The organism is Lentibacillus cibarius, assembly GCF_005887555.1.
Lineage (GTDB): Bacteria > Bacillota > Bacilli > Bacillales > Amphibacillaceae > Lentibacillus > Lentibacillus cibarius.
On record NZ_VCIA01000001.1, the window covers coordinates 3271921 to 3294003 of the forward strand.

At 41.7% G+C, this 22083-nt stretch carries 21 protein-coding genes and 2 pseudogenes; 16 read left to right on the forward strand and 7 right to left on the reverse strand.

The annotated features are described in order from the left end of the window. Positions 1-45: 45 nt before the first annotated feature. The 5 genes and pseudogenes from FFL34_RS16065 to lpdA all read left to right on the forward strand — a co-directional run bounded on the left by FFL34_RS16065 (position 46) and on the right by lpdA (position 5980). Entirely contained in the window at positions 46-759 is a 714-nt protein-coding gene (locus FFL34_RS16065; protein WP_138604331.1) for a YkyA family protein, read from the forward strand. A 477-nt stretch (positions 760-1236) separates the two neighbouring features. Next, on the forward strand, positions 1237-2280 hold the full coding sequence (gene pdhA, locus FFL34_RS16070) for a pyruvate dehydrogenase (acetyl-transferring) E1 component subunit alpha (protein ID WP_171046446.1): 1044 nt from the start codon (positions 1237-1239) through the stop codon (positions 2278-2280). Between the two features lies 1 nt (position 2281). Beyond that, the gene (locus tag FFL34_RS16075) at positions 2282-3259 is read left to right on the forward strand and encodes an alpha-ketoacid dehydrogenase subunit beta (RefSeq protein WP_138604333.1); all 978 of its coding nucleotides are present in this window, start codon (positions 2282-2284) and stop codon (positions 3257-3259) included. Positions 3260-3281: 22 nt separating this feature from the next. Continuing rightward, positions 3282-4570 (forward strand): annotated as a pseudogene (locus tag FFL34_RS16080) (dihydrolipoamide acetyltransferase family protein). A gap of 3 nt (positions 4571-4573) precedes the next feature. Beyond that, the gene (gene lpdA / locus FFL34_RS16085; protein ID WP_138604334.1) at positions 4574-5980 is read left to right on the forward strand and encodes a dihydrolipoyl dehydrogenase; all 1407 of its coding nucleotides are present in this window, start codon (positions 4574-4576) and stop codon (positions 5978-5980) included. Positions 5981-6178: 198 nt separating this feature from the next. Here the strand turns inward: lpdA and FFL34_RS16090 are convergent, their stop codons facing one another. Next, the gene (locus FFL34_RS16090; protein ID WP_138604335.1) at positions 6179-7783 is read right to left on the reverse strand and encodes a BCCT family transporter; all 1605 of its coding nucleotides are present in this window, start codon (positions 7781-7783) and stop codon (positions 6179-6181) included. 511 nt (positions 7784-8294) lie between these two features. Between FFL34_RS16090 and FFL34_RS16095 the strand changes: the two genes are divergently transcribed. The 4 genes and pseudogenes from FFL34_RS16095 (at position 8295) to FFL34_RS16110 (ending at position 10782) form a co-directional block, all read left to right on the forward strand. Further along, positions 8295-9173, forward strand: a complete 879-nt coding sequence (locus FFL34_RS16095; protein WP_234031528.1) for a polysaccharide deacetylase family protein — start codon at positions 8295-8297, stop codon at positions 9171-9173. Between the two features lie 150 nt (positions 9174-9323). Continuing rightward, on the forward strand, positions 9324-9428 hold the full coding sequence (locus FFL34_RS16100) for a GapA-binding peptide SR1P (protein WP_138604336.1): 105 nt from the start codon (positions 9324-9326) through the stop codon (positions 9426-9428). Between the two features lie 110 nt (positions 9429-9538). Beyond that, positions 9539-10497: pseudogene (locus FFL34_RS16105) on the forward strand (NAD(P)H-dependent flavin oxidoreductase). Positions 10498-10512: 15 nt separating this feature from the next. Next, positions 10513-10782 carry a UPF0223 family protein gene (locus FFL34_RS16110; protein ID WP_138604337.1) on the forward strand — a complete coding sequence of 90 codons (270 nt, stop codon included), beginning with the start codon at positions 10513-10515 and terminating at the stop codon, positions 10780-10782. Positions 10783-10840: 58 nt separating this feature from the next. Here the strand turns inward: FFL34_RS16110 and FFL34_RS16115 are convergent, their stop codons facing one another. Further along, positions 10841-11461 (reverse strand): YktB family protein, encoded by a 621-nt coding sequence (locus FFL34_RS16115; RefSeq protein ID WP_138604338.1) that lies wholly within the window; start codon positions 11459-11461, stop codon positions 10841-10843. Positions 11462-11661: 200 nt separating this feature from the next. On the opposite strand from FFL34_RS16115, the gene FFL34_RS16120 reads away from it, so the two are divergent. Both FFL34_RS16120 and FFL34_RS16125 read left to right on the forward strand, forming a co-directional pair. Continuing rightward, complete coding sequence (locus tag FFL34_RS16120; protein WP_138604339.1) at positions 11662-11850, forward strand: hypothetical protein; 189 nt, start codon at positions 11662-11664, stop codon at positions 11848-11850. 145 nt (positions 11851-11995) lie between these two features. Further along, the gene (locus FFL34_RS16125) at positions 11996-12805 is read left to right on the forward strand and encodes an inositol monophosphatase family protein (RefSeq protein ID WP_138604340.1); all 810 of its coding nucleotides are present in this window, start codon (positions 11996-11998) and stop codon (positions 12803-12805) included. Positions 12806-12819: 14 nt separating this feature from the next. Here the strand turns inward: FFL34_RS16125 and FFL34_RS18385 are convergent, their stop codons facing one another. Continuing rightward, complete coding sequence (locus FFL34_RS18385; RefSeq protein ID WP_171046418.1) at positions 12820-12990, reverse strand: DUF5325 family protein; 171 nt, start codon at positions 12988-12990, stop codon at positions 12820-12822. 266 nt (positions 12991-13256) lie between these two features. Here FFL34_RS18385 and FFL34_RS16130 point away from each other — a divergent pair, with 266 nt between their 5' ends. Next, positions 13257-13574 (forward strand): YlaH-like family protein, encoded by a 318-nt coding sequence (locus FFL34_RS16130; RefSeq protein WP_138604341.1) that lies wholly within the window; start codon positions 13257-13259, stop codon positions 13572-13574. 25 nt (positions 13575-13599) lie between these two features. Here the strand turns inward: FFL34_RS16130 and FFL34_RS16135 are convergent, their stop codons facing one another. Continuing rightward, positions 13600-13803 (reverse strand): YlaI family protein, encoded by a 204-nt coding sequence (locus FFL34_RS16135; RefSeq protein ID WP_138604342.1) that lies wholly within the window; start codon positions 13801-13803, stop codon positions 13600-13602. 206 nt (positions 13804-14009) lie between these two features. On the opposite strand from FFL34_RS16135, the gene FFL34_RS16140 reads away from it, so the two are divergent. Continuing rightward, complete coding sequence (locus FFL34_RS16140) at positions 14010-14267, forward strand: hypothetical protein (RefSeq protein ID WP_138604343.1); 258 nt, start codon at positions 14010-14012, stop codon at positions 14265-14267. 43 nt (positions 14268-14310) lie between these two features. Here the strand turns inward: FFL34_RS16140 and FFL34_RS16145 are convergent, their stop codons facing one another. Beyond that, positions 14311-14913, reverse strand: a complete 603-nt coding sequence (locus FFL34_RS16145; RefSeq protein ID WP_138604344.1) for a YhcN/YlaJ family sporulation lipoprotein — start codon at positions 14911-14913, stop codon at positions 14311-14313. 111 nt (positions 14914-15024) lie between these two features. After that, positions 15025-15516, reverse strand: a complete 492-nt coding sequence (locus FFL34_RS16150; protein ID WP_138604345.1) for a hypothetical protein — start codon at positions 15514-15516, stop codon at positions 15025-15027. A 170-nt stretch (positions 15517-15686) separates the two neighbouring features. Here FFL34_RS16150 and FFL34_RS16155 point away from each other — a divergent pair, with 170 nt between their 5' ends. The 3 genes from FFL34_RS16155 (at position 15687) to pyc (ending at position 20756) form a co-directional block, all read left to right on the forward strand. Then, positions 15687-15968 (forward strand): YlaN family protein, encoded by a 282-nt coding sequence (locus FFL34_RS16155; protein WP_171046447.1) that lies wholly within the window; start codon positions 15687-15689, stop codon positions 15966-15968. 169 nt (positions 15969-16137) lie between these two features. Next, the gene (ftsW, locus tag FFL34_RS16160; RefSeq protein ID WP_138604347.1) at positions 16138-17325 is read left to right on the forward strand and encodes a putative lipid II flippase FtsW; all 1188 of its coding nucleotides are present in this window, start codon (positions 16138-16140) and stop codon (positions 17323-17325) included. Beyond that, complete coding sequence (gene pyc / locus FFL34_RS16165; protein WP_138604348.1) at positions 17313-20756, forward strand: pyruvate carboxylase; 3444 nt, start codon at positions 17313-17315, stop codon at positions 20754-20756. Before ftsW ends, pyc begins: the two co-directional genes overlap by 13 nt. Positions 20757-20814: 58 nt before the next feature. Here pyc and FFL34_RS16170 read toward each other — a convergent pair whose 3' ends face one another. After that, positions 20815-21723 (reverse strand): COX15/CtaA family protein, encoded by a 909-nt coding sequence (locus FFL34_RS16170; RefSeq protein WP_138604349.1) that lies wholly within the window; start codon positions 21721-21723, stop codon positions 20815-20817. Positions 21724-22083: the final 360 nt, after the last annotated feature.

Sequence of the window (22083 nt, forward strand, 5' to 3'; positions counted from 1 at the left end):
ATACTAAAAAAAGCTTGCACCAGAAACGAAGGAGGCCTCATTAACGTGATATGGAAAAAGTCATTAATCATCATGGCTGTTACCTTGGTTGTAATCCTGTCAGCGTGCAGCGGCACATCAGCTTCTGAGCAGATTTACAATCACTTGGAAAAAGCAGTCGAACTTGAGGAGACATTCGAGAAACAGCAAAATCCAATCGTTGCGTTGGAACAGAAGGAACAGGAAATATACAATAAAATTATTGAACTGAGCATGGATGAATACGATAAGATGAAGGAGTTGTCAGAGGAGGCAATTGCCAACATTGAAAAAAGGGAAAAAAAGATTGGACTGGAAAAGGAAAGTATGCAGGCATCCAAAAAAGAGTTCATGAAAATGGAGGACGAGCTTGCCGACCTAGAGGATAAATCTGTCCGTAAAAAGGCTGACAAATTGAACACGGTCATGAGCGACCGCTATGATGCATATATGAAGCTGCATGAAGCATACTCCAAATCTTTGTCATTGGAAAAGGAATTATATACGATGCTCCAGGATAAGGAACTGGAACAGAAATCATTATCAAATCATATTGAAGAACTGAATAAAGCTTACGAAAAAGTCATTGAAACAAATGAAAAATTTAATGAGCTTACAAATAAGTATAACGAATTGAAGAAGGATTTTTATGAAGCGGCTGAGATCAACGTTAAGTACGAGGATACAAGGAATAAAAATGACAAGAAAGAAGAATCTGGGAAAAGTGAATCCGCTGAATAAAAGAACCGGGGACCGGAAACGGCCCGGTTCTTTCTTCGTTAACTACAAAAAGCGTCCAATTTTGAGCCAGTGCTGTTTAAACATTCCAATCCTTGGGAGAAGTGTGTAGTAATACAGTCGTCGTCCAGTATTATAACAGTTCCCTTCTAATGGGCGAAAAAGTCACGAAAACGGTATCATCCCCATGAAAAATGATAAAATAAAACAAAATGATTGACCAATCATCTTGAAATGAGCTAAACTTTAACATGGATTAAACATTGTACTAATTAATTTTGCCTTTTAAATGTAACAGTTTAATGAAACGCTGATAGGATGATTGGCAATGCCTGATAAAGGGAACAGTAATAAAGGCAAATGAGTACAGATTTACTCATATTTTGGGAAGGCTAGACAAGAATATAAAACAGGTGATTAGAAAGGAAGAGGTGAACAATTTTGAAACAAGTACTAGAAAATGTTGAAAATCAGTTCGAAATGTTCCAGGTTCTCGATGAAAATGGAGAAGTCGTGAACAAAGAATATGAGCCCGACCTGTCAGATGACAATTTAAAGGAACTTATGCGTCGTATGGTTTATACAAGGGTTCTTGATCAGCGGTCGATTGCGCTGAATCGTCAAGGGCGTTTAGGTTTTTATGCACCGACGGCAGGACAGGAAGCATCCCAGCTTGGAAGTCATTACGCCCTAGAGCAAGAAGACTTTTTACTGCCGGCATATCGTGACGTGCCACAGCTTATATGGCATGGCCTCCCGCTGTATCAGGCGTTCCTTTTCTCAAGAGGACACTTCCATGGTAATCAATTTCCGGAAGATGTTCATGGGCTTAGTCCACAAATTATTATCGGTGCACAATATACACAGACTGCCGGTGTTGCGCTAGGACTGAAAAAACGCGGCAAAAAGGCTGTTGCTGTAACCTATACCGGCGACGGTGGAACGTCTCAGGGTGATTTTTATGAAGGTGTAAACTTTGCAGGTGCTTATAATGCTCCGGCGCTTTTCTTCGTCCAGAATAATCAGTTCGCTATTTCGGTTCCGGTTGAAAAACAGACAAATGCCAAAACATTGGCACAAAAAGCTGTTGCTGCCGGTGTAGAAGGTTATCAAGTAGATGGTATGGACGTACTTGCTGTCTATGCTGTTACGAAAAAAGCCCGTGAAAGCGCGATTAATGGTGAAGGGCCGGCTTTAATAGAAACGCTGACGTATCGTTATGGTCCGCATACGATGGCAGGTGACGACCCGACACGCTATCGTACAGATGACCTTGATAACGAATGGGAGAAACGTGATCCATTAATCCGTTTCCGTAAATACCTGGAAGCAAAAAATCTATGGTCTGAAGAAGATGAAAACAAGGTTATCGAAGAAGCGAAAGAAGAAATTAAAGCAGCAATCAAAAAAGCGGATAACCATCCAAAACAGAAAGTGACTGACCTAATCGATATTATGCATGAAGAGCTTCCGGTCAACTTGCAGGAGCAAATGGAAGAATACAGGGAAAAGGAGTCGAAGTAAAATGGCGCAAAAAACAATGATTCAGGCAATTACAGATGCAATGCAACATGAGCTGAAAAATGATGATAATGTCCTCGTTTTCGGTGAGGACGTTGGTCAGAACGGTGGTGTGTTTCGTGCAACAGAAGGATTGCAGGATGAATTCGGGGAAGAACGTGTATTTGACACGCCACTTGCTGAGTCAGGCATTGGCGGGCTTGCATTAGGCCTAGCGCTGCAGGGTTTCCGTCCAGTGCCAGAGATTCAGTTTATCGGCTTTATTTATGAAGCGATGGACGCACTCAATGGCCAGATAGCACGTATGCGTTATCGCTCGGGTGACACGAAATCAGCTCCAATCACCGTACGTACGCCATTTGGAGGCGGCGTGCATACACCTGAGCTACACGCTGATTCACTGGAAGGCATGATTGCGCAACAGCCCGGCTTCAGGGTAGTGGTTCCTTCCACACCATATGATGCCAAAGGACTCTTAATTTCTTCCATTCGCAATAATGATCCGGTATTTTTCATGGAGCATATGAAACTTTACCGCTCCTTCCGTGACGAGGTTCCGGATGAAGCGTACACAGTGGAACTGGATAAAGCGGATATTAAACGCGAAGGTAAGGATGTCACTCTTATTGGTTATGGGGCAATGGTGCATACAGCATTGAAGGCTGCTGATGAACTTGAACAGGAAAATATTGATGCGGAAGTTATTGACCTGCGTACGTTATCACCAATTGATACCGAAACCATCGTTGAATCCGTGAAGAAAACGAACCGTGTTGTCGTGATCCAGGAAGCACAGCGTCAGGCAGGAATTGCTGCAAATGTTGTATCCGAAATTCAGGAACGTGCTATCCTGCATTTGGAAGCACCAATCATGCGCGTAACCGCACCTGATACCGTTTATCCATTCTCACAAGCAGAAGAGGTGTGGTTGCCAAACCATAAGGATGTCATCAATAAGGTGAACGAGGTTATTAATTTTTAATGAATAATTGGAGGTTGTCATAATGGCATATAATTTTAAACTCCCTGATATTGGGGAAGGCATTCATGAAGGTGAAATTGCCAAATGGTTCGTTAAAGAAGGGGATGAAGTCAAAGAAGACGACGTACTGTGTGAAGTGCAGAACGACAAAGCCGTTGTCGAGATTCCATCCCCAGTTGAAGGCACTGTCACAAAAGTCCATGTTGACGAAGGGGAAGTAGCTGTTGTCGGCAATACACTCATTACCTTTGACGCAGAAGGTTATGAGTCAGACGATGAAGAAGCCGAAGAAGATGTCCAGGACAAGGAAGAAGAATCCAGTACAACGGATGCCGAATCAGCGGAAAAAACTGATGAACAGGAAGAATCCGTTAAAACTGATGATAAAGGTGACAGCGAGAAGCGTGTAATCGCGATGCCATCTGTACGCAAATATGCACGTGAAAACGATGTGAACATCGGGGACGTGCAAGGCTCCGGAAAGAACGGCCGGATTTTGAAAGACGACATTGATCAGTACTTAAGCGGAGATCAAAAAGCAGAAGAACCTGCTGTTACAAAAGATGAGTCCGAACAGTCGGCTGCTGCAACCAAGGTTCCTGCGGGCGACTATCCAGAAACACGTGAAAAAATGTCTGGTATACGCAAATCCATCGCAAAAGCAATGGTCAATTCAAAAACAAAAGCACCGCATGTTACGCTTATGGATGAGGTTGATGTTCCGAACTCGTTGCGCATCGTAAGAAGTTTAAGTCTGTCGCAGCGGAACAGGATATTAAATTAACGTATCTACCTTATGTTGTTAAAGCACTAATTTCAGCGTCGAAAAATCATCCGATCCTTAACGCTTCCGTTGACGATGAGACAGATGAGATTATTCACAAGCATTATTACAACATTGGTATTGCGGCTGACACAGATAAAGGTTTATTAGTACCAGTTGTGAAAGATGCCGACAGAAAATCCATTTTCACCATTTCCAAAGAAATAAATGAATTGGCAGAAAAAGCTCGCAGTGGTAAACTAGCACCAGAAGAGATGAAAGGTGCATCCAATACAATTACCAACATCGGTTCTGCTGGCGGACAATGGTTCACTCCGGTTATCAATTATCCGGAAGCGATCATCCTTGGTATTGGACGTATCCAAGAAAAACCAATCGTTCGTGACGGTGAAATTGTAGCAGCTCCTGTACTAGCGGTGTCACTAAGCTTTGATCACCGAATTGTGGATGGAGCTACTGCACAGCTGGCCTTGAACCAGATTAAGCGTCTATTGAACGATCCACAACTAATCATGATGGAGGCGTAAACTATGGTAGTAGGAGATTTTCCAATTGAAACAGACACAATGGTTATTGGTGCAGGTCCCGGAGGCTATGTAGCAGCTATCCGGGCTGCCCAAACCGGACAAAAAGTAACGATTGTTGAAAAAGGTGACCTAGGAGGAGTTTGCCTTAACGTTGGTTGTATTCCCTCTAAAGCACTGATTGAAGCCGGGCATAAAGCTCACAGTGCACATGGAAGTGAAGAAATGGGAATTACCACTGAAAATGTATCGGTAGACTTTTCTAAAGTGCAAGAGTGGAAAGGACAAGTTGTCAACAAGCTGACATCCGGTGTGGAAAGCCTTCTAAAGGGGAACAAAGTGGATATTGTTAAAGGGGAAGTCTTTTTCGTAGACCAAAACACCTTAAGGGTGATGGATGAAAAGAACTCGCAAACGTATACGTTTAACAATTGCATTATTGCTACAGGCTCAACACCGATTGAAATTCCAAACTTCAAATATACTGATCGTGTCTTGGATTCCACAGGTGCGCTGAATCTTGATGAAATTCCAGAAAAAATGGTTGTTATCGGCGGTGGATATATTGGTATTGAGCTAGGAACGGCATATGCTAATTTAGGTACCGAAGTAACCATTCTTGAAGGAACAAAAGAAATTTTGGGTGGGTTTGAAAAGCAATTGACCCAGCCGGTTAAGAAAAGTCTTAAAAAGAAAAACGTTACGATTGTTACCGAGGCCATGGCAAAAGGCGTTGACGAATCTGACGATGGTGTAAAGGTTAGTTATGAAGTGAATGGTAAAGAAGAGACGATTGAAGCTGATTACGCTCTCGTTACTGTCGGTCGTCGGCCAAACACGGAAGAAATTGGCCTTGAGCAAGTAGGCATTGAAGTGGATGACAAAGGACTTGTAAAAATTGATAATCAGTGCCGTACAAACAAGGAAAATATTTATGCAATTGGTGATATCGTGCAAGGACCGCCGCTTGCTCATAAAGCATCTTATGAAGGAAAAGTGGCCGCTGAAGCAATTAGTGGGGAAAAAACAATAATTGATTATCTCGCTATTCCTGCTGTAGTTTTTGCCGATCCGGAAGTTGCCGGTGTTGGCTACACAGAACAGGAAGCTAAGGATGCAGGCTATGATGTGAAAGCGTCTAAGTTCCCGTTTGGAGCTAATGGTCGTGCCTTGTCACTGGATAGCACAGATGGTTTCCTAAAACTTGTTACACGAAAAGATGATGGTTTGGTCATTGGTGCGCAAGTTGTTGGTCCAAACGCTAGTGATGTAATTGCAGAACTAGGGCTAGCAATTGAGGCAGGGATGACTGCTGAAGATATTGCACTCACCATTCATGCTCATCCAACATTGGGCGAAGTGACAATGGAAGCTGCCGATGTTGCTTTGGGTACACCTATCCATACGATGTAAAGCAAACGAGGAATTAAAAATGAGCCATGTCCATAACAGCTTGGACAATGGCTCGTTTTTTAGTTTGAACTTATTAAACAACAAGCTCCAGATAAATGCAATCCCGGAAAGACTGGAAAGAATATAACTTCCAGCCTATTCGGCCTTCATAAAAAAGCTGTCCGGAATGGGGAATCCATTTCTGGACAGCTTTTTGTATCAATATTCACTTTCATTATCAGCGTCAGGTAGTGTTTTCTGAAATCCTTTGCGCATTTTTCTCAGTTTTCTGCGTTGCTTCTCCCGGAACTCCGGATCGTGTTCGCGCTGTTTCCTTTCCATTTGCAAAATGTAATGTTCGCTGTTCAATGCTTTAAAGAGCGAAATACACATGAAAATCATCAAAATCGCAAACGGGAATGCAGCAATCAGCATGGCCATCTGAAGTGCTGACAGCCCGCCTGACCACAACAGAACCGCGGCAGTTGATGCAAGGATAATTCCCCACACAACTTTAACGCCCGTACTCGGATTTAATTTGCCACCTGTCGTCAGCATGCCAAGCACAAATGTACCAGAATCGGCTGAGGTAACAAAGAAAGAAGTAATCAAGAGTACTGCAATACCGATAACAACAGTTGCCGCAGGTGTTGACTCAAGAAATGCGAATAGAGCTACTTCATTTCCCATTTCGTTCATCAGCTGATGGATCATGCCACCTTCAGCTGAGTCCATTTCAAATCCGGCAATGCCAAAAACAGAAAACCAAAAAGCACTGAATATAACCGGAATGGCAGTTACCCCAAGAACAAATTCACGAATAGTCCTTCCTCTGGAGACTCGGGCAATAAAGGTTCCAACAAATGGTGACCAGCCAATCCACCAAGCCCAGTAAAAGAGCGTCCATGAATTAAGAAACTCTCGGTCCCCTGTAAATGCATTCATGCTGAATGTCATCGTTGGGAGGTTTTGTAAATAATTACCCATTGTTGTTGTAAATGACTCGATCATCCTTACTGAAGATCCAAGAACAAACACAAAGAGCATCAGTGCGACGGCAAGAACAATATTCGTCCAGCTCAGATAGCGAATACCTCGGTTAATGCCAGTCGTTGCGGAAAGCATGAATAATATGGTGATTACTAAAATGACAATTAGATTCGTAGTCAGTGTATTTGGAATTCCTTCAAAGGTGTAGCTTAAACCGGCTGTAATCTGTGTTGCGCCAAGTCCAAGCGAAGTTGCAATACCAAATACGGTGGCAAAAACGGCCAGTGTTTCAATAGCGATTCCTAAACTGCCTTTGGACCGATTGCCAATCAGTGGCGAAAAAGCAGAACTGATTAAAGCAGGCGCCCCATGACGGAACTTAAAATAAGCTAGTGTTAATGCCAGCACTGCATATGTAGCCCATGGATGGAACCCCCAGTGGAATAAGGTGTACTGCATGGACTCTTCTGCGGCAGCCACTGTTTCCGGATCAGCGGAAGGTGGTGAATAAAGATGTGTTATAGGTTCCGTCACACCGTAGAATACGAGGCCGACACCCATGCCGGCAGTGAATAAAAACGCAAACCAAGTAAAATAACCATACTCCGGATCATCATCAGGCTTTCCAAGCTTGATTTTTCCATATGGTCCGAAGATCAAATACAATGCAAGAATAACAAAACCTGTCGTAACCACTAAATAAAACCAACCAAATGTATGTGAAATAAAACTGTCAACTATGCCTAATACATATTCAACATTTGTTGGTAAAAAGACTCCCCATATAATAAATATAGATACCATTGCAAGAGATACCCAAAAAACGGCCGTCATTGTTTTTGATTTAATAGTAAGACCTCCCTGTTTTTTGAAAATTCGTAGTTTACCATGAAAAGGGCAACATTGGACAACAGAACCTTGTTCAAATTACGAAATTCGACATGCTTAATTTGAATCTGTAACGTTTCCCCTTAGAAGTTGTCGGGGGGTACCTTTATTCCCTTATATGCTCATGGTATTTTTTAATTTATTGCCCATCACTTGAAAACGCATTGTAAGGTTATCGTGTGTAACTTTTTTCATTTTACCTATTCCTTTCTATGTAGATTACGGTGAGGGCTAGCACAATTTAACATTTTGTCATAATTTGTCGTCTAATTCAATTGATAAGGTGCTAAAAATTATTATCCCACTAATTAAAAATATAATACTGCCTTAACTTCTAAAATGATGTATACCCAAATTTTATATAAATAAACAATGAATAATCAGCAGATAGTCAAACCACAGAATATACGATATAATGTATATAATTATTCTAAAAGTGTATTAGGGGGAGCAGCAGTTGAAATACGGCATATGGGTTTTATTTTTTGCACTTATGATACTTGGTGCGTGCACAGAAAATACGGACGGTACAGGAATAAATACTAGCTCTGATCATCATCAGGAACAGGAAAATGAACAAACGGGAAGTGATGGCCAAACAACAACAGACCAAAATAAAAATGAGCCGGAAAAAAATGAGCAAACTGATCAGCAGGAAGCCGATGCTCCTGCCGAACCGCAGTATAAGATTAATGCAGAAACATCTTCTGTGGTCCCGATAGACGATGCTAATGAGAAAGTGGTACTTCTAACATTTGATGATGCGCCTGACGAGTACGCGTTGGAAATGGCAAATACATTAAAGTCAATGGATGCAAATGCGATATTTTTCATTAATGGCCATTTTCTTGAATCAACAGAAGGCCAAAACATGCTGAAGAAAATTGATGACATGGGTTTTGTGATTGGTAATCATACCTACAATCACAGCTATCTACCTGATTTATCCAAACAAGAACAAAAAGACCAGATTGTCCGTTTGAACGATACCATTGAAGATATTATTGGTAAACGTCCGCAATTTTTTAGGCCGCCAAATGGGGCTAACACCGACTTCACTAAAAAATTAGCGGAGCAAGAGGGTATGGTTTCCATGAACTGGACATATGGATATGATTATTTTGAACCATACATGGATACGGAAAAAATAAAAGAAGCAATGATATCCGGTAAAGGTCCGGAAGTGGATGTTCCTTATAGCCTGCTTAAACCTGGGGCCAATTTGTTGATGCATGACCGTGAATGGACGGCTGCGGCGTTAGAAGAAATTGTTACGGGCCTTCGTGATAAAGGGTATAAAATAGTCGATCCAACTCGTATTCAAACAATAGAATAAACAAGTGTGAAAAAGCCAGCCGCATATGATGCGACTGGCTTTTTAACAAAAACATAAATTTTTAATATGATATACTAATACACGGTTGATTTTTTGATTGTGTCATACTATAATAAGAATATCACTTCAGTTAAAAAGGAGCTGGGATTAATGGGGACCATCATTTGCCAAGACTGTCAAGAGGTAATAGAGCACTTTGACGATGAGAAAGTATCGACACTATATGGAACATGCACGAACTGCTGTGATAATTAAATACGTTTTCACCCATAAAAAGCTGTATGTAAACATACAGCTTTTTTTTCGTCTGATTAGCCATTAACGGGTATGAAATGCTATGATGAAAGAAAAATGGGGTGTAACGTGTGAAATGGGAGACAGGGGTAACAAAACTGTTACATATTGATTATCCGATTATTCAGGGGGACTTGCTTACTTGGCATATGCCGACCTAGCTGCAGCTGTATCCAATGCCGGTGGGCTAGGGCAGATAACAGCTATGAGTTTGGATGGACCGGAAGCACTGCGTGAGGAAATCCGGAAAGTGAGAAAAATGACAGAGAAACCATTTGGTGTGAATTTTGCCATCGGGCAACACGGGAGACCTTTTAAACATATGGTGCAAGTGGCCATTGACGAACAAGTGCCAGCCATATCGGTAACAGGCGGAAACCCTAAACCTGTTCTTGATATGGTGCACGCACATCCAATTAAAAAACTGGTTCTCACGGCTGCACGCAGACAGGCTGAAAAGGCGGAAGAACTTGGTGCAGATGCTGTTATGGTTGTGGGGCAGGAAGGTGGTGGTCATCTCGGCCGAGGTGACACCGGTACGTTTGTGCTGACACCGCAAGTTGTTGATGCGGTATCAATTCCGGTCATTGCTTCAGGAGGCATTGTTGACGGACGCGGCATGATGGCAGCAATGGCACTCGGGGCTGAAGGGGTGGAAATGGGAACACGCTTCATCGCCGCAAAGGAATGTGTTGATGCTCATCCTGCTTATAAACAGGCGCTAATTGATGCGGATGAAGAGGCAACGGTCGTTATTAAACGATCACTGGGGACGCCTGCACGCGCGTTGAAAAATCCGTGGACAGAAGAGATACTGGAACTTGAAAAACAGAACGGTAATTATGAATCACTACGCGAGCATATAAGTGGGGAAGCGAACAAACGCTATATTTATGATGGCGATGACACGAAAGGATTTGGCTGGGCTGGTCAAGGTGCAGCACGGATCAAACACACATCGTCTGTTCGCGAGATTATTAATGTTATGATAGATGAAGCCGGCGCTATCCGTCGAAAATGGAGTAAATGAGGTGACACGCAAGTAATGAATTACCATTATCCACTCGATGATTCCTGGTCAAAACAGGAAGTGATTGATGTCGTTAACTTTTTTGCTCTTGTGGAGCAAGCGTATGAAAAACAGGTGCAGCGGGAGGACGTGCTTGCTGCCTATCATCGATTCAAGCGTATTGTTCCATCTAAAAGTGAGGAAAAAACATATTTCCGGGAATTTGAGCGGGCATCAGGCTATGCTTGTTTCCCGGTTGTGAAAAAGGCGAGAAACAGTGACGAGAAAAATATTCGTATGAAATAACGAAAAGACCTTTCATGATGAAGGGTCTTTTCGTTTTACTTTTTGAAAGATAAGAAACTCATTGATCCATTGAAATATTATACAGCGGTGTCAATGTGCTGAAAGTGGTTTGTGCTTCATGTAAAAAACGTTCCCGGTCTTGTAGGACAGGATCATCCGGGCGGAAATGCCTACCTATTAGAAATTCAGCTTTTTTGACATTCTGAAGCCGTGTTAATGCTTTCTCAAGGTCAATGGTCTCCAGACTTTCTGCTTCTTTTTTCGTATGATCGAGGGAAACCACATAGTGTGCTGGTAATGACGCACGGATGTCGGTAGTATGACTTAAAAAGGTCTTCGCGATATTTTCTTTTCCGGGGAGTTCATAAATATAGGCTAGCCACATAAACAAATGATCATCAAAAAGCCCAATCTGGAAATGGGGGTGTTTCTTGTACCCTCTTTTGTCGTGACAAAAGGCCATCCACGTATCGTTTGGCGGATTCTTTGTCCTTCTGGCATGTTTGGCAATATGTACATACATTTCTTTACCTGTCATGTCTGAGACAGGTCCTGCAAGCTCATCCCCAATCGTCTTGAATTTTGGTTGTATACGTTCTTTTAGCGCCTTCATACGTTCATCAAGGCCATCGATTGTAAAGACGTCAAAATCTGCTTTATTAAACCCTGTGAATTCCATCGTTTCATCCCCCTTGTTGTATTTATTTCTTTGTTTATAGTCATTATTATTCGCGAAAAAGCCCAAGCAGTCAAGCTGTGCATATATATGAACGTTTAATATCACAGTGACCGGGGAATTTTTAAATCAGGGAATATGTGAACAAATTGTTGAAGAATAGCATATATATAATTAAAGCCACCAGAAAGGTAGTGGGTGACGTGAAATACGTTGTGGAGAACTTGAGGAGGCAAGCCGATAAAAACAAACTGCCCGTTATCCGCATTGAAATCGATTATGAACTTATGACTTTATATGATGCTATACAGGCAAATGACCGCGTACAAATAATAAAATCGAAGGAAAGACTAAAAACCTTACGTTTGCAGCTTTTAGATTTGCAGGAATAAGATTGAGAAAAATGGCCCCATGAATCAACCTTGGGGTCATTTTCCATTACAAAGTAGCCGTTACTGTTCTCAAAGAACCCAACATGTGATTCTTGTCCATTATTTTGGTATGATTGTGGCAGATTGAAAAAATGGAGGCATACAAATGAATATGCAAGAACGTAACGCAATTTACCAATTGGCAAGAGAATGGGTACTGGAAGCGGGGCAAGCTATAAGGAAACGCATGAATACCCCGTTGACCATTGAAACAAAAGCTGACGCCAATGACCTAGTGACTACAATGGACAAGGATACGGAATATTTTTTCATGAATAATATAAAAAAGGTCTATCCGGATCATTTGATTATCGGTGAAGAAGGTTATGGCGATGATGTGACATCCCTTGATGGAACCGTCTGGATTATTGATCCGATTGACGGGACGATGAATTTTGTCCATCAAAAGAGAAATTTCGCCATTTCTGTAGGCATTTACCATGATGGCGTCGGAGAAATCGGTCTGATTTATGATGTTATGGCCGATCATTTATATAGCGCGAAAAAAGGAGAAGGTGCGTTTAAAAACGACACACCATTAACACCGCTTCCTGATAGTAAAAGGTTTGATGAAACTATTTTGGGTGTGAATCACTTTTGGCTTTGTGAGAATCATCTCGTTAATGAAAAAAAGATGCAGGAACTAGTAAGGACGGTAAGAGGAACAAGAACATATGGGTCGGCAGCGCTCGAATTTGCCTATGTTGCAGAAGGAGTGATGGATGGATACATAACCATGGGGCTGTCTGCATGGGATATAGCAGCAGGAATTGTTATTGTCAATGAGGTGGGTGGTGTGACAACCACTTCATTTGGTGAACCAATCAACCTGTTACAGAGTGCTTCTGTATTAACCTGCAACCCGGTTATCCATGAAAGGATTGTTAATGGCTTTATGCTGAAGGGAAGAAAGTGACTTCAAGCGAGAAGTCACTTTCTTTTGCGTTTCAGGAATAGACCGAAACCCATGAATAAAAATCCGAGCAACAAGAACAAAAGTATGAGCCAAATACTCCGAAATGCGATGGATATGCCGACAAGAACGAACATGGATATGACGAGTGTCGCCAATAATAGCATTGGTATGTTAAGTTTTTGCATCTAACCACCTCGTTTTCTAGATAAGCCAAGAAAGTATAAAATGTAGCGATATAACTTTTACTTGCAAAGAAAGCCGCGCTCGGCTCCAACGTAAAAATGTACCAGTGCAGGTGCCCGCACAGGATGTCGCGTCTGTACCCTGCAAGGGCGCTTGCACCTTTGTTCACCATATCCATATGTAAAGCTGTCGATTTTTCTGGCATGCACGCACAAGATTTAGTATGATAGAAAAGTAGATTGATTGCAAGACTGGATGGAGGATTTAAATGGATAGCAATTACAGTTTTATTTTTGATTTAGTTATAAGTTATCGTGACAGCATAAACGTTTTTTGGACATTTTACATCATCAATTTGATTTTATCGGCAATTGCATACAAACTAGGCTTTGCTCGACGGCTGCCGATATTGAAATCAGTCTTGGTCTATATCATGCTTGCTTTTGGAATGCTCATATTAAACTTTTTCAGCTTAGTCGGTTACCCGGTGACGGACAGTTTGATTGCTATTTGCCTTGTTCTGGGGATTTACCGGTACCGTCTTCATTTGCAGCGGAAGTCAGAAAACAAGGAACCGGTTAAATAAAAAACTCCCAAATAAGGGGAGTTTTTTAAATAAGATCTTTCTTTTTCTTGTGTCCATTATATAGCTGGAATTTGCCTGTTGCATGACGTTTTTGGGTTTTGTCATAAATTCGCCCGTCACACTCATCACATAGATACATGCGAATTCTTCGGTTGCGCAGGCGTTTGGCCTGCAGCGAGTCATCTTTTATATCATGTATAGCATCACATAGTACACATTTTACTTTCATCATCTTCACCTCCGACGCACAGGACGTGCTAGTGCAGGCATTGTCACAGGACGTGACGAACTTAGCCTGCCGACGCACAGGACGTGCTAGTACAGCCGACCTTACTTTTTACTATAACATGACAAGTTATTGTATAAAAGAATATGTTTCAAATCAAACTAAACGGGAACAGAAAAGTAAGGAAATCATTTGTGAGGGGGGATTGGATGAAAAAAAGGTACATCGCCTCAGCGGCTGGTGTCATTGGTGCTGGTGTGACAGGCTATTTTCTGTTTAATCGTCGAAATGGTCATAATAACCCTGATTTCTCAAATGGTCAGTTTAATGAGACGCTTACAGATGCCGGTATACCTGACCAAGTCGAAGTAAATGATGCTGCACAGCTGGAAAACGCAAAAATGGTTTCTGAGGGCTCTCAGTTCGGCGTGCATTATTACAATGAGGTGACAAACGAGAATGAATAACAGTAAAAAGGTGCACTCCCGATTCCGGGAAGCGCACCTTTTTTTATTCTTTATTATGGTGGTTGGATTGTTCCTCTTCCACATCATCCAATTGTTTTTTGTCATCTTTCGGGATAGATTTTTTGTTTTGATCCCGTTCTTTGGGGCGGTCCTCATTGATTGGAAAATCAGGCATATATCTCCCTACAATCGCTGCTAATTCATCAATAAATCCCTGTACAGGATAGCCTTGTGAAATCTTATCACCCATCGATCGGATGCGTTCAACAACGTCCCCATCAGCAACAACGACGGCTGTCTTTCCATAGGGGTCCTTTTGTAGAGCTTCAAGCACAGCGTATTTGATGGAACCAACCCGGGATCGGTCTAAATCTTTGTCCACATCAATCCCAACGACGGCATATGGTCCTGCTACAACGGAAGTAGCGTCATGAACGTCAGGCACATTCCCGGCAATATTGGCTAAATGGGTGGCTATTTCATTATTGGACAGGTTTTGTTTTTCTTGTGGGTGTGAATCTTCTACTTGGATATAACGATTATTTTCTGTTTCCTCAGGCATTGATCGTTCTTCATCATTTTGTTGACAACCGAAAAGGACCACGGAAAGACTTAGTAGCGATAGTATTCCTGCGCGTGTTAGCATGTATACTCCTCCTTTATTCAAGCAGGGAATTACTGTTATTACTAGTTTGGTTCATCGCCGGTGAATTATACAAAAAGACTGACTGCAATCCATATGCAGCCAGTCTTTTACTCAGTTTATAATAATTTTTTTGACGCCTTTAATCGGATTGTCACGGTTGGAACCATCGCGATAGAGGAAGTGAACAGGACCGTCATCCTTCAACGGCTTGCCGTCCATTGCAAATAGCAGATAACATTCCTTAAGTGCCTGAAGTGAAACCTGTTGTTCATCGCCATTAGTTATCACAAGTGTTGCATCAGTTGCATTTTCGTTTATTTCAGCATGGTTCAAAAATTCATTGATTGGCATGACATACGAGTTTTCAAGGATTTTTTTCCCTTCCATACGGGAGATGCTTTTGTTAACTGGCGGGTTGATTTTTTGTTGATACACTTCCTGATTAAATCGCCGGGATGCTTTTTCCAGTTCGTCTTCCTGGTCGTGATCCACTTTATTTTCTGTAAATGCTTCATCCAATAATATCTTCCGGTCATCAAAGATCCATACAGTCGGATCTAATGTAATCGTATATGTAACATTACCGGTAATGGGCACTATCATGTTTTAACCACCTTTTCCCTATGTATGTTTTCCGTACCAAGAATAGCAGACATTGGGGATTTTTTCATTAGAAAAAGGCTTTCATAGTGATTAAATTTTATTTGCATTTTTAAGGTACAAACGATAATATAAATAATAAGGAAGTCTTTTATGATGGAGGGATATAATTGATTCCAGAGGTGACGGAAACGCATCGTGAAAAAGCTTATGCCCTTCTAAAGGCGGATGCTGAAAAGATACACAAGCTTATTGAAGTACAAATAGAAAATCTGACAATGCCGCAATGTCCTCTTTACGAAGAGGTTCTTGATACACAAATGTTCGGTCTTTCAAGGGAAATCGATTTCGCTGTACGTTTGAATTTGATTAGCGAACATGAAGGTAAAGCGCTTCTTGAAAACTTGGAAAGGCAACTCAATAGATTACATGAAGCAGCACATAAATCTGTGTAGAACGGTGTCAGCACTGAAAACTTTGCCTGAATTGAATAGTGGCAAGGTTTTTTATTTTTATAGTGTAGTAGATTTAGGTAAAATATGATATACTATTTAAAATTTACCCTATGCTCTTTGGATTTTGATTTCATCCACCGTTCAAATACATATTCTGGGGAGACGTACGATGATAAGGAAGATTAAGGACTACGATTTCACGCTGATGATTACACCGGTGTTCTTGACGGCATTCGGGATTGTCATGATTTACAGTGCAAGTATGGTGTTGGCGGTGGTGGAAGGCTATGAAAGTTCGCATTATCTTGTGAAACAGATTCAGTGGTTTGTCTTGGCTATGGGGGCGTTTGCTATAACGAGCATATTCCCGTACAAAAATTATCAGAAGCTGATAAAATTGATTGTACTTGTGATTGTTATTTTGCTGGTAGGTGTGCTTTTGTTTGGGAGCACTATTAATAATGCCCGTTCATGGTTTAACTTTGGTCCGGTAAGCTTACAACCGGCAGAGTTTGCCAAGCTCGGTTTGATTATATATCTGGCATCTGTATATTCCAAGAAGCAATCCTATATTAATGAGTTTTACCGAGGAGTACTGCCGCCATTAGTTTTGACCGCTGTCATACTTGGGTTGATTGTATTACAACCAGATATCGGCACGGCGGCAATCATTTTTCTGATTGCCTGTTCTGTCATATTAAGTTCCGGGATCAACTTTAAGCATCTTTTATTGCTTGGCAGTCTTGGCGCCCTTCTTGTTCTGTTCACAATCCCAAGTATGATCACTGATGAACGGATTAGCAGGTTTGCCGGTGCTTATCAGCCATTTGAAGACCCAGCGGATGACGGTTACCACCTGATTCAATCCTACCTTGCCATCGGTGCGGGTGGCCTCAATGGTGAAGGGCTAGGTCAGGGTATCCAGAAGCTTGGTTATCTACTGGAACCACACACTGATTTTATCATGGCAGTCATTGCAGAGGAACTTGGGTTTATCGGTGTGATTATTGTTGTTGGCATGCTGGCAGTGATTGTTCTGCGTGGTTTGTTCATCGCAAGGAAGTGTCCCGATAGTTTTGGGTCACTGTTGGCCATCGGAATATCTGCTATGGTTGGAATCCAAGCCTTTATTAATCTTGGTGCCATTAGCGGAATGCTGCCTATTACCGGTGTTCCGCTTCCATTTGTCAGTTATGGCGGGTCAAGCCTTCTCGTTATGATGATGGGTATGGGTATTTTGAATAATATTGCAAAGTCAGTCAGAAAAACAGAACAAGAGCCCGTTCCTGTCAGCGAAGATAAAAAATCTGGAAATAATCATGTATCGACTGGAGGAGGAAAAGTATGGGTGAAGTAAAACAGATTAACAAAGTATTAGTCGCAAACCGCGGGGAGATTGCTATACGTGTGTTTCGTGCATGTACAGAACTGAATATTCGGACGGTTGCGATTTACTCAAAGGAAGATATTAGTTCCTATCATCGCTATAAGGCTGATGAAGCCTATTTGGTAGGGGAAGGGAAAAAGCCCATTGAAGCTTATCTTGATATTGAAGGAATCATTGATCTTGCCAAAGAGGTTGGGGTCGATGCCATTCATCCCGGCTATGGTTTCCTGTCTGAGAATATTGAATTTGCTAGACGTTGTGAAGAAGAGGGAATTATTTTCATCGGCCCGACAAGTGAGCATCTGAACATGTTCGGTGATAAGGTTAAAGCGAGAACGCAAGCAGTCAAGGCCGGACTCCCAGTTATCCCGGGCAGTGATGGTCCTATTACTTCATTGCAAGAAGCTGAGACATTCGGGCGGGAACATGGCTATCCGATTATTATTAAAGCCTCACTCGGTGGTGGCGGCCGAGGGATGCGGATTGTCCGGAGTGAAGAAGCATTGGTAGAGGCATTTGACCGTGCCAGATCCGAGGCGAAAGCATCCTTTGGCAGTGATGAAGTATATTTGGAAAAATTAATCGAGAATCCGAAACATATTGAAGTACAAATCATTGGTGACACCCATCAAAATACCGTTCATTTATTTGAACGTGATTGTTCCGTACAGCGCCGGCATCAGAAGGTAGTTGAGGCAGCTCCGAGTCTTTCCCTATCCGAAGAAATCCGGGATGAAATTTGTGATGCAGCTGTTCGGCTAATGAAGAATGTAAATTATATCAATGCCGGAACTGTCGAGTTTCTCGTAACTGATGAAGCGTATTATTTTATCGAAGTAAATCCACGGGTACAAGTGGAACATACCATTACGGAAATGATAACTGGTGTTGATATTGTTCAGACGCAAATTAAAATAGCTGAAGGCAGAAACATACACGACTCATCGATTGACATTCCTAAGCAGGAAGAAATTTCAACGTTGGGGTATGCTATCCAGTCCCGCGTAACCACAGAGGACCCACTGAATAATTTTATGCCTGATACCGGTAAAATTATGGCATATCGTACTGGTGGAGGCTTTGGCGTCCGTCTTGATGCAGGGAATGGATTTCAAGGGGCGGTTATTTCGCCGCACTATGATTCATTGCTTGTAAAAGTTTCGACATGGGCGCTGTCGTTTGATCAAGCTGCACAAAAAATGATCAGAAATTTAAAGGAATTCAGGATACGAGGGATCAAAACGAACATCCCGTTTTTAGAAAATGTCATCTCGCATGAACAGTTTTTATCAGGTGAATATAGTACAACGTTTATCGATCAGACACCCGAATTATACGTATTTCCTAAAAGAAAAGACCGCGGGACAAAAATGCTAACCTATATCGGGAATACGACGGTGAACGGATTTGAAGGTGTCCCTACAAAAGAAAAGCCTGATCTTATTCCACCGGTAATACCGGCAGTAAACAAGCAGAAGCCTTTTCCGGATGGAACAAAACAAATTCTAGATAAACACGGCCCGGATTATTTAGCAAAATGGCTGCAAAAGCAGGATAACGTGATGCTTACCGATACAACATTTCGCGATGCTCATCAGTCATTGCTTGCAACAAGAATACGTACAAAGGATTTAGAGCAAATTGCCGAACCGACGGCAAGAATGCTTCCGGAACTTTTCTCTGTTGAAATGTGGGGTGGTGCCACATTTGATGTTGCCTACCGCTTCTTAAAAGAAGACCCTTGGCAGCGGCTCTTAAAACTGCGTGAAAAAATGCCGAACGTCTTAATGCAAATGCTGCTACGGGCAAGTAATGCAGTTGGTTACAAAAACTATCCGGATAACCTGATTAATGAATTTGTTGGAAACAGTGCGACTGCTGGAATCGATGTATTCCGAATCTTTGACAGTTTGAACTGGGTGGAAGGCATGCGGCCAGCAATACAGTCGGTTCGTGACAATAATAAGATTGCCGAGGCAGCCATGTGTTACACCGGGGATATCCTCGATTCCGGGCGTTCGAAATATGACCTGGATTATTACAAAAAACTTGCCAAAGAACTTGAGCAGTCCGGCGCACATATTCTCGGCATAAAAGATATGGCAGGATTATTGAAGCCTGAAGCAGCTTATCAGCTCATCGCATCACTGAAAGAAACAGTTGATTTGCCCGTACATTTGCATACACACGATACAAGCGGTAATGGAATTTATATGTACGCTCGTGCAATCGACGCCGGCGTGGATGCAGTCGATGTGGCTAATGCACCGATGGCCGGACTGACATCACAGCCAAGTGCGCAATCGCTGTACCATGCGATGGAAGGATCCAATCGTCAGCCGAATATCAACATTGATAACTTTGAAAAACTGTCGCATTATTGGGAAGGCATTCGTACCCACTACCAGGATTTTGAAAGCGGTCTGAAAGCCCCGCATACGGAAATTTACTTTCATGAAATGCCTGGTGGACAATACAGCAATCTCAGGCAGCAGGCCAAGGCAGTGGGGCTGGAGGAGCGTTGGAATGAAGTGAAGACAATGTTCCGGCGTGTGAACTATATGTTTGGGGATATTATTAAAGTGACACCATCCTCCAAAATAGTCGGGGACATGGCACTGTTCATGGTACAGAATAATTTGACTGAAGATGACATCTATGAACGTGGCGAATCAATTGATTTTCCTGAATCAGTCATTGAATTCATGCAAGGATATATCGGCCAACCATATCAAGGATTTCCAAAAGAGTTACAGCGGATTATCCTAAAAGGGAAGAAGCCAATTAAAGAGCGGCCGGGCGAACTGCTTGATCCGGTGAATTTCACCGAACTGCGAAATTCACTGTTTAAAACACTTGATCGGCAAGTGACGGATTTTGATTTGATTTCTTATGCACTGTATCCGAAAGTGTTTATGGATTATCACCGTTTTTATGAAACGTATGGGGATATTTCCGTTCTTGACACACTTACTTTCTTCTATGGCATGAAATTGGATGAGGAAATTGAAGTGGAAATTGAACAGGGCAAAACACTATTTGTAAAACTAGTTTCTATTTCTGAGCCTCGTTCGGATGGAACAAGAGTTATTTATTTTGAACTGAATGGGCAAGCAAGGCAAGTGGTTGTCAACGACGAAAATGTAACATCCCAGGTGGAAACCAGACCGAAAGTTGATCAGGAAAATGAGAAACAAATTGGTGCTACGATGCCAGGGACGGTCGTTAAGGTCATCAGTGAAGAAGGTGATACCGTTCAAAAAGGTGACCATCTACTTATCAATGAAGCTATGAAAATGGAAACAACTGTTCAAGCCCCGTTTAGCGGTGTTATTAAGCGAATTTATGTGAAGAATGGGGACGCAATCGAAACGAATGATCTACTAATAGAATTTGAATAGAAAAAAGGGTAATGGAAAATTCCATTACCCTTTTTAACGTTAGAAAGTAAGGCCTAATTCAATTACCTTTACATCTTGAGGCGAGGAGGACAAAGTAACTGAGCATGGAAAAATAACAGGTGACCACAAATGCATGTAATAATGCAATACCAAGGTTAAGCATAGAAAAAATGATCATTGCACCAAAAAATACTTGCAGACTGATCAGCAAGATTGTAGTTATTGAGCCCCAGAACATGACACGGTTTTTTCGATAATTTGTCATAATTTTAATAAATAATAGGATTGTCCATATGAATAATATACTAGCAAAAAGCCGATGCCCCATTTGAATCCACTGGTCAAAGCTGTATGCACCAAATGCAAATGGTGAACCGTTTGTACAAAATGGCCAGTCGCCACACACCATGCTTGCTTCTGCGTGCCGTACAAGTGCACCTGTGTAAACGACAACTAAGGTGAAGAGGGTTATGGCGTATATTTCGTAACGGTGCTTTTTTTGTATGACTAGAGACGACGCATCAAATTTCTTATCGATTTCAAATATAAGGAGCATCAGCAAAAACACAGCTGTGAATGAAATAAGTGAAATCCCGAAATGGGTAGCCAGGATGAAATCGGATTGATTCCATATGACAGCCGCTGCCCCGATTAAAGCTTGCAGCAGTAGGAAAAACGACGACATAAACGCAAGGAACTTAACCTCGCGTTTATGTCCAGCGACAATCCAAGAAATAACCGACAAAGCTAAAACAACAATTCCCATAATGCCGGAAACAAGTCGGTGACTTAATTCAATAACTAATTCAGGAGTTATATTGGATGGCAACAATTGACCATTGCAAAGTGGCCAGCTTGCACCGCAACCCATGCCTGATCCAGTTTTTGTAACCAGCGCACCACCAAGTAAAACAAATATCATTCCTAACGTGGAAACGACAGAGAGCCACTTTAAAGTCCTAATCATATGATTGCCTCACTTTTATCAAAAATAATTACGTTGCTTCTATCTATCATAATAGCACTGCTGTTATACGGCAAATGAAAATAGTCGATTGCTCTGAATACACAATTGACATCTTACCATGAGTTAACACTATTTTCACCATAAAAATATAAAAAACGCTTGCATTGTTGAGCGTTGTTTGCTAGAAATAATATAGGGGATATTCAGTAAGCATCATACTTTCATGCCCTGTTTTCATGGGAAAAAAGTACATAGGTAGATTGATGGAAACTAAAAATTATAGCCTTTCGTTTATTTAGGACACCATCTTTCACAAATTTGTCACACTTTTTTCGGGTTAATTAAATTGTATTATGTCAT